Source organism: Streptomyces sp. NRRL WC-3549 (genome assembly GCF_000721935.1).
Classification (GTDB): domain Bacteria; phylum Actinomycetota; class Actinomycetes; order Streptomycetales; family Streptomycetaceae; genus Streptomyces.
The window spans coordinates 8385-13513 of the sequence record NZ_KL585405.1 but is presented as its reverse complement, the minus strand read 5'-3'; the positions used below and the strand labels follow the sequence as shown (position 1 = coordinate 13513).

Genomic DNA, 5129 nt, shown 5'->3' with positions numbered 1-5129 from the left:
CCGCTGCCACGGCGGCTGTAGCGCTTGTCGTGCTCCTTGCGCAGCTGTGTGTCCAGCTTGTCGGTCGCCAGGTCCAGCGCTGCGTACGGGTCGCCTGCCGCCGCTTCCGCCCTGATGACCGGTCCACGCGAACGAAGCGTGATCTCCACCCTTGCTGCACGGTCGGCCTGACGGGGGTTGGGCTCCTTGGACACCTCGACGTCCAGGCTCATCACCTTGCCGTCGAACTTCTGGATCTTGTCCAGCTTCAGCTTCTCGGCCACGTGCTTCCGGAACCGCTCGGGCACCTCGGTCTTGCGGCCCTTGACGACGATGTCCACGCAGAACTCCGTTCCCGGATCGCTCCGCCTCAGAGTGCGGAGCGTCTCCCTTTTGCACCAGGCCCCGGTGATCGCCGGAGCCGCGGACTCGGTGACTTCCACCTCCTCCTCCACCGGCGAGGTCTACGCCCCACCGCTTTCGGTACGTCCGGCCTTCGCTGGTTACCTGCCCGAAACCTGGAGGCGCATTCGTCGAGATCCGGCATTCACCGTCTCTCACAACCGAACATAGCCTGCCCGCCGCTGGATCGGCACCCGCTACTCGTGCGTACCTCCGATCAGGTCCCTTTACCCACGCACCACCTGCAACGATGAAAATTTTCTGTCAGTTCCGGTTTATTTCGAAAGCAGAGGGAGATGCCGCGATCACCGCGGCTCCCAGAGCTGCGACTCCGCCGCCGACGGGCCATCCTGTACGCACCGCCCGCGCCGCCTCGGCGAGGGTGGCCCCGGTCGTCAGCAGGTCGTCCACGAGCACCACCCGGCCACCGCTCAGCAACGGCCTGCCCCGGGCCGCCACCTCCAGGGCACCCGCCAGGTTCTCCTGCCGAGCCCTGGCTCCCAGCCCGGCCTGGTCGGCCACCGGACGCCGATGCCGCAGCACCGCCGGCGCCCGGGCCGGAACACCCGCGCGCCTCAGCGCCGCCGCGGCGGCGACGGCATCGGCACGAGCAGCAGCGGTCCCTCACCGCGCAGTCGGCCCGCCCCCTCCCGCACGGCGCCCGCCAGCGCCCCGCCGAGCGCGCCCACGAGGCCGAGCGCCCCACGCTCCTTGTGGGCCAGCAGCACCGCCCGCACCGCGTTCTCGTACGGAGCGGCGGCATACACGGCCGGGAGCCCCTCCGGCTCCGGCGTCGGCCGCACCCGTGACGGCCTGGACCCCAGCTCCGCCGCGCACTCCCCGCACAACTGCGTACGAGGTCTGCCGCAGCCGCCACAGGCCGCAGGCAGAACCAGTCCCGTGACCTCCCGCCACCATCCGCGCACGTCTCCACTGTGCAGGTGCCGCCGGAACCGGACCACCCCTGTGGACAACGCCCTGTGGACAACGCCGGGGCGGGCCGGACGGACGGCCCGTCGCCGGGCGACCCGGTGGTCAGCCGGGATAGACAAGCGACGAACCCTCCTTGAGGACCGTCTGCCAGTTGTCCCCGGGCGACAGCTTCACTATTCCGTCGCTCTCCGTGTCCGCCATCAGCGGCAACTGCTCGTCGTCCGCCGCCGCGACGGCGGTCACCTGGTTCACCCCGGGCAGCACACCGGAGGACGACGTGGAGCCGTCCGCCTGTACGTAGCGCACCTGCTGCACCCCGCCCTCCTCCTTGCCCACCACCACGAGGCGGCTGCGGCCGGACCAGGACACGGCGGTCACATCGGTCAGCTGCGGCGCCGCGGTGCGCAGGTCCTCCACGGAGACCCGCTCCGCGTCACCCGAGCCATGGCGTTCCACACGCCCGATCCGCAGGGTCGTGTGATCGCCCTCGGCCACCCTCAGGGCGATCCGCACCCCGTCGGCCGACAGCCGCAACGCCTCGATCCGGCCCTCGCCCAGGTCCGGGACCGCCACCTCCTGAGACTCGCCCTCACCGCCCACGAGCCGCAGCAGCCGAGGACCGGAGGGGTCCCGGTCGGCGACCCACAGATCCCCCCGGCCGTCCCAGCTCGGCGTGGAGAGCCGGTCCTCGGCCTTCCCGGCCCGACTGGTCACGACGGGGGCGGGCGCCTCGCCGTCCGACACCAGGGAGCAGACGTAGAGGTGCCGCTGGTCCACCGACACCGCGGCGCCCTGCTGCTCGTCCCGGGAGACACCGACGGCGCTCATCGCCACCGTCCCGGCACCGAGCGGACCGGGCACCGGATCCGGATCACCGAGGCCCTTGCTGCCCGCCGGGATCCGCTGCACACGCCCCTTGTCATCGACGAAGTACTGGCTGTCGGGGGCCCCGGAACCGCTGTCCCCCTCGAACTCCTCGGAGTCGTCGGCCCCGAGCGAACACAACGGACCCTGCTCGCCCTGCAGCTCGACCTGGCCGACCCGGGCGGACGTGAGGTCCCGCAGGGTGAACAGCACCTGGGCGGCCATCATCCGGCACTCATGCGGCCCCGCCTTGTCCGCCTGCTTGCTCAGCCGGACCTTCAACACGTTCTGGTCGTCGGGCGCCAGCGTGATGTCACCCTTCCTGAGCGTCGTCCCGGCGGGAAAGCTCGTCTCGACGACCGGCCGCAACCAGTTGGAGGGGCCCTCCAGGAGCGTGCGCAGCGTCTGGGCGGCGGTGTCCATCCGTGTCACCGGGTCCGTCCGGTTGCGTACGTAGACGGGGTCGGCGACCAGCGCCGGCCCGCTCCCCGACCGCCCGGCCGCGAAGTAGTACTTGTTCACCGGCCGGTACAGCCGCCTGAAGTCGGACTGCCCCAGCACCAGGCCGTCGGGCACCACATCGATGCGCCACTCCTGCTTGCCGTCCGCGCCCTTCTCCCGCACCAGGTGCAGCCCCCGGGAGTAGTCGGTCGGCGCGAGCGGCCGGTAGGAGCTCTGCGCGTCGACCGCCGCCACCTGTTCACCGGTCAGCGTGTACGTGGTCTCGCTGGCCCTGCGCTCCTCGTCGTGGAACACGGGTCCGTTGCGGTTGGGCGCCTTCGCGAGCACCGTGGTGCCCTCACTCGGCTTCCAGGTACGCGCCGCCTGCTTGGTCAGATACGTGCGCGTGGTCCGGAAACCGGGGTCGTCGCTCGTCATCGACTCCAGGAAACCGTCGACGACCTCCAGGGGCGAGGCGCCCTCCCTCGGCGGCACCGCGTACACCTGCACCTGGGCGTCACCGGCCCGTGAGGCCTCCACCGCCTTGACCTCACCGGTGTCCGGCATCGCTCCGCACCCCGCGAGCACCACGACGGCGCAGCCGAGCACCGCGGACACCCGCACCGCCCGTCCGTGGCCGCCCTGTCGACGGTCAGTGTCCACGAATCGTGTCCTCCTGCTCCGGATCATGCGTCTCGGGGGCCGTGCGGCCCAACGGCCGCTCCCCGGCCGGACGCGGCACCACCCGCGCCCCGTTGCCCGGCAGCGCCGCCGGGTCGACCGACGCCGGGGCCGAACGCAGTGCGACGGGCCCGCGCGGCGGCACGGGCAGCTGCCCCCGGGCCGTACCCCCGCCCTGGGTCGGCACGGACAGCAGCCGGTGCTCGGCGGTCGTCACCGAGGCCGCCTCGGACCGCTCGCGGTCCTCCTGGTTGCGACGCGAGTCCTCCGGCTCCAGCGGTATCGGCGACCCGCGCAACGGCTCGTCCGCCGTACGCGGCAGAGTCAGCCGGAACTGCGAACCGCCGCCGGGCTCGCCCCAGGCCTGCAGCCAGCCGCCGTGCAGCCGGGCGTCCTCGACGGCGATCGACAGTCCCAGCCCGGTGCCGCCGGTGGTGCGGGCGCGCGCCGGATCGGCCCGCCAGAAACGATTGAAGACCCGGGTCGCCTCTCCGGGCTTGAGCCCCACCCCGTAGTCCCGCACCGCCACGGCGACGGCGCCCTGCGCGACCCCCAACCGCACGACGACGTCCCGTCCCTCGCCGTGTTCGACGGCGTTGACGACCAGGTTGCGCAGCACCCGTTCGACGCGTCGGGGGTCGGCCTCCGCGACCACGGGCTGTTCGTCACCCACGACGATGATCCGGCTGCCCTTGCGCTCCGCGAGCGGCTCGGCACCGCCGATCACCCGTCGCACGACCGTCCTCAAGTCGATCGGTTCGGCGTCCAGGGCGGCGGCCCCCGCGTCGAACCTGCTGATCTCCAGCAGGTCGGACAGGAGCGACTCGAACCGGTCGAGCTGGTCCCCCAGCAGCTCCGCGGAACGCGCGGTCACCGGATCGAAGTCGACGCGCGCCTCATGGATGACGTCGGCGGCCATCCGCACGGTCGTGAGCGGAGTGCGCAGTTCGTGGCTGACGTCCGAGACGAACCTGCGCTGCATCCGCGAGAGCTCCTCCAACTGCTGGATCTTCAGCTGAAGGTTCTGCGCCATCTTGTTGAAAGCCTCACCGAGGCGGGCGATGTCGTCCTCGCCGGTGACCTTCATCCGCTCCTGGAGCCGGCCCGCCGACAGCCGTTCGGCGATGCCCGCCGCCATCCGCACGGGGGTGACGACCTGGCGTACGACGAACCAGGCGATGGCGCCCAGCAGCACGACCACGAAGAGACCCGCCGTGGCCAGCGTCGTCGTGACCAGGGTGAGCGACTTCTCCTCCTGCGTGAGCGGGAAGAGGTAGTAGAGCTCGTACGGGTTGTGGTCGATGTCGTACAGGCGCTTGCCCACGACGAGCCCCGGCTGCGGGTCCTTCCCGTACGAGTACTTGATCGAGGAGTACGTCTGGAAGGCCCCCGGCCCCTTGCCCACGGCCTCCCGCAGGCTCTGCGGCACGCTGGACGCCTCGACGCTGCCCGAGCCCCGGGGGGCACGACTGGTGGCGCCCTGTTCGACGGAGTCGGCGCTGAGGGCCACCACGTTGAAGGCGTTCGTACCGCCGCTCGCGAGCTGATCGACCAGTTCGGTGCGCCATGAGGTGTTCGCCGTCATCCCGTCGGCGCCCTCTTCCGCACCCTGGTCGCCGGGGGCCAGCGGTGTGTTCGCATTGGCCTGGGCCGCCGCGAAACCGCCCGCCGCCTGCGTCTGCGCGGCTTTCGCCTTCGCGTCGAGCAGCCCGTTCTTGACCTGCCCGATCACCACGAAGCCCAGCAGCAGCACCACCGCGATCGACATCAGCAGCGTGCCCGCGACGACACGCAGCTGCAGGTTCCGCCGCCACAGGCGCACGGCGGGC

The 5129-nt window shown here is 71.7% G+C and carries 3 protein-coding genes and 1 pseudogene; all 4 read right to left on the bottom strand.

The genetic code is table 11. From position 1 onward, the window contains the following. Positions 1 to 320, bottom strand: a 320-nt coding sequence (gene hpf / locus IH13_RS0118075) for a ribosome hibernation-promoting factor, HPF/YfiA family (protein ID WP_420713375.1), incomplete at its 3' end; no start/stop codon positions are given. A gap of 325 nt (positions 321 to 645) precedes the next feature. Beyond that, positions 646 to 1307 (bottom strand): annotated as a pseudogene (locus IH13_RS37785) (ComF family protein). Between the two features lie 109 nt (positions 1308 to 1416). Beyond that, positions 1417 to 3243 carry an LpqB family beta-propeller domain-containing protein gene (locus IH13_RS0118065; RefSeq protein WP_031085698.1) on the bottom strand — a complete coding sequence of 609 codons (1827 nt, stop codon included), beginning with the start codon at positions 3241 to 3243 and terminating at the stop codon, positions 1417 to 1419. Between the two features lie 28 nt (positions 3244 to 3271). Further along, the coding region (gene mtrB, locus IH13_RS37780) for an MtrAB system histidine kinase MtrB (protein ID WP_031085696.1) at positions 3272 to 5129 on the bottom strand (1858 nt) is incomplete at its 5' end.